Below are 3,307 nucleotides of genomic sequence, written 5' to 3'. Positions count from 1 at the left end.
ACGGCGGAGCACCCGCCCGGCCGCCGGGTCGTCGGCCGGGTCGAGCGTCAGCTCCTTGACGGCCACGACCCGGTCGAGCCGTTCGTCCCGGGCCCGCCACACCACGCTCGTGGCACCCCGGCCGACCGGCGCGAGCAGCCGGTACCGGCCGCCGATCACCGTGCCCTCGTCACTCACCATGCCTTCTCCCGTCCGGTCCGCGGGCTCCGCGGATCGTAGAGCGGCGGAGGGGCCGGGACGGCGCGGACGCACCCGACCCGGCGCACGCCGCGGACCGGACGGGAGGCTCAGGCGCGGGCCGGATCGACCCCGAACTGCTCGGCGAGGTCGTCGAGCATGGCGTGCGCACCCTGCAGGCTCACCGACACGTACCAGGTCTTGTCGGGGACCTGGTGCACCGTGCCCTCGAGCGTGCCCCAGAGCGGGTTGCCCTGGAACTTCTCCTTCGGGCTGGTCGCCTCGGTGGTGTCGTCCTCGTAGGTGGACACGAAGATCCGGTCGGCGTCGAGCTTGCCGATCTCCTCCTGGCTCACCTCGACCAGGATCTCCGAGTCCGAGTCGGGCTGTCCCTCCGGCCGGGCCAGGCCCACGTCGGAGAGCACGATGCCGCCGAACGAGTTCGTCGTGTACAGCCGCACCGTCTGCTCACCCTCGACGAACCGCACGAGCGAGTACGTCGGGGTGCCGCCGGTCTTCTCCCGGATCGCGTCCCCGATCTCGGCGGCCCGGCGCTCGTAGTCGTCGATCTTCTGCTCGGCGAGCTCCTCCTTGCCGAGTGCCTCGGCCAACAACCGGATGTTGTCCTTCCAGGTGGCACCGGTGGTCTCGGAGAACACCGCGGGGACATCCGGGGGGAGCTGGTCGTAGACGGTCTCGTCGTGCCGCACCTCCGCCGAGACGATCAGATCCGCGTCGATCTCGTAGAGCGCCTCGATGTCCGGGGTGGCCAGCTCGCCGACCTCCTGTCCGCCCTCGACGTACCGGGCGTCGTCGCCGAGGTACTCCGGCACGGAGTCGGAGGTGGGATACCGCGTGTAGGCCACCACCTCGGTCTCCAGCGCGGCGGCGGCGTCGGCGAAGCTCGAGTCGAGCGCCACCACCGTCTCCGGGCGCTCCTCGATCGTCGTCTCCCCCATCGCGTGCTCGATCGTGCGCGGGAAGGCGCCCCGGTCGCCGGTGTCCCCGGCGGGCTGCTCGCCCTGCGGCGAACACGCGGTCAACCCCAGGCAGGCGACGGCGGCGGCCACGACGGCACGGCGGCGCGGGCGGGACAGGCGGCTCATTGATCACCCTTCGGATTCGGTTAGGCTCTCCTAACGAACGCGGACTCTAGCCGACCGGACCGAGCGGCAAAAGAGGTCCGGAACACACCGGACAGGGATGTGAGATGGCCACGACGCTCACCCGCGGGAGCGACGCCGCGACGGGGGCACCGCCCGGCCGCGCCGGGAGGCGACGGCCGCTGACCCTGCTCGTCCTGGTCGTCGCCCTGGTCCTCGCGGCCGCGCTCAGCCTGGTGTACGGCGTCCACCCGGTGCCGCCCGGGGACGTCTGGCGGGCGCTGACCGCCCCGACGGGTGGCGAGCACGACATCATCGTCCGGTCGCTGCGCGGCCCGCGCACACTCGCGGGTGTCCTCGCGGGGCTCGCCCTCGGCATCGGCGGTGCCCTGATGCAGGGGCACACCCGCAACCCCATCGCCGACCCCGGCCTGCTCGGAGTGAACCAGGGCGCGGCGTTCGGCATCGTCACCGCGATCGTGCTCTTCGGGGTGGCGGGGCCGGCCGGGTACGTGTGGTTCGGCTTCGCCGGGGCCCTGGTCGCCGCGGCCGTGGTGTTCCTGCTCGGCGCGGTCGGGGGGCGCGGCGACAGCACCCCGGTGACGCTGGCGCTGGCGGGCGCGGCCGTCAACGCGCTGCTGTCCGGGCTGACCGCGGCCGTCGTGCTCGCCGACCGGCAGGGCATGGAGGTGTTCCGGTTCTGGCAGGTCGGTTCCCTGGCCGGACGGGACTACGCCGTCCTCGGTCAGATGCTGCCGTTCCTGCTGGTGGGGCTGTTGCTGGCGGTGGTCAACGCACCGGGGTTGAACACCCTCGCGCTCGGGGACGACGTCGCCACCGCGCTCGGCCGGGACGTCGTGCGCACCCGCGTGGTCGGGGTGGCCGCGATCACGATGCTGGTCGGGGCCGCGGTCGCCGTGTGCGGGCCGATCGCCTTCCTCGGTCTCATCGTGCCGCACGTGGCACGGGCGCTGTCCGGACCGGACTACCGCTGGCTGGTGCCGTTCGCGGGCCTGCTGGGCGCGGTGCTGCTGCTCGTCGCCGACGTGCTCGGCAGGCTGGTGGCCGACGACCGGTTGGAGGTGGGCATCATGCTCGCCGTGCTCGGGGCCCCGGTGTTCATCCGTCTCGTCCGTCGGAAAGGACTGTCCCGACTGTGAGTACGTCGCACGCGCCGCGCCCGTCGCGCCCGTCGCGGCGGAGGCTCCCGTGGCGGGAGGTCGAGGGCGTTCCCGGTCGGCGCCACGTCGCGCTCGGCCCGCTGTCCTGGACGGTGCGGCCCCGCGCCGCCCTGGTGCCCGCCGTGGGACTGGCGGTGCTGCTCGTCGTCGCCGCGTTGAACATCAGCCTGGGCACCGCCTCGCTCGGTCCGGCCGACGTCGTGCGCACACTCCTCGGCGCGGGGGACGTGCGGGAGACCGGCATCGTGTTCACCCTGCGGCTCCCGCGGACGCTGACGGGGGTACTCGTCGGCGCCGCGCTCGGGCTCGCGGGGGCGCTGTTCCAGACGATCGCGCGCAACCCGCTGGCGAGCCCGGACATCCTGGGCGTCACCTGGGGTGCCGCGGTCGGCGCGGTGATGGTGATCGTGCTGGGCGGCAGCTACGGGCAGCTCAGCGGACCGCTGGCCGACCTCGGCGTCCCGCTCGCCGCGCTGGGCGGGGGGCTCGTGGCCGGGCTGCTGCTGTACGCGCTGTCCTGGCGGCGCGGGATCGACGGCTTCCGCATGGTGCTCGTGGGCATCGGGTTGTCCGCCATCGGCTACAACGTCGTCTACTGGCTGCTCACCGTCGGGGACGTGGACGACGCCACCCGCGCCACCGTGTGGATCATGGGCAGCCTCGCCGACGTGGGCTGGTCCTCGGTCGCCCCGGTCGCGGTGGCGCTCGCGGTGCTCACCGCCTGCACGCTGGTGGCCGCGCACACCCTCCGCGGGCTGCAGTTCGGCGACGACACCGTGCGGGCGCTGGGAATCCGCGTGGACGCCGCCCGGGGGGCGTTGCTGCTGTTGGCGGCCGCCCTCGCGG

At 73.7% G+C, this 3,307-nt stretch carries 3 protein-coding genes and 1 pseudogene; 2 read left to right on the top strand and 2 right to left on the bottom strand.

What is annotated here, in order from left to right:
- Positions 1-180, bottom strand: a pseudogene (locus tag ACTIR_RS26510) (serine/threonine protein kinase); the annotation flags it as partial.
- Positions 181-287: 107 nt separating this feature from the next.
- Entirely contained in the window at positions 288-1,283 is a 996-nt protein-coding gene (locus tag ACTIR_RS0109605) for an ABC transporter substrate-binding protein (RefSeq protein WP_026454103.1), read from the bottom strand.
- A 104-nt stretch (positions 1,284-1,387) separates the two neighbouring features.
- Between ACTIR_RS0109605 and ACTIR_RS0109600 the strand changes: the two genes are divergently transcribed.
- Both ACTIR_RS0109600 and ACTIR_RS22545 read left to right on the top strand, forming a co-directional pair.
- A complete protein-coding gene (locus ACTIR_RS0109600; protein WP_026454102.1) occupies positions 1,388-2,440 on the top strand; it encodes a FecCD family ABC transporter permease in 1,053 nt (350 codons plus the stop codon).
- Positions 2,437-3,307: FecCD family ABC transporter permease (locus ACTIR_RS22545; RefSeq protein ID WP_084789389.1), on the top strand; the 871-nt coding region annotated here is incomplete at its 3' end. The genes ACTIR_RS0109600 and ACTIR_RS22545, both read left to right, overlap by 4 nt.

Source organism: Saccharomonospora iraqiensis subsp. iraqiensis (assembly GCF_000430445.1).
In the GTDB taxonomy this organism is placed as follows: Bacteria; Actinomycetota; Actinomycetes; order Mycobacteriales; family Pseudonocardiaceae; genus Saccharomonospora; species Saccharomonospora iraqiensis.
Note: the sequence above shows the minus strand (reverse complement) of the source record. Positions and strands in the feature narration are given on the sequence as shown.

Bases quoted from the DNA above. Each gene is read 5' to 3' on its own strand.
- ACTIR_RS0109605 (WP_026454103.1), bottom strand. From the start codon at position 1,283: ATGAGCCGCCTGTCCCGCCCGCGCCGCCGTGCCGTCGTGGCCGCCGCC.
- ACTIR_RS0109600 (WP_026454102.1), top strand. From the start codon at position 1,388: ATGGCCACGACGCTCACCCGCGGGAGCGACGCCGCGACGGGGGCACCG.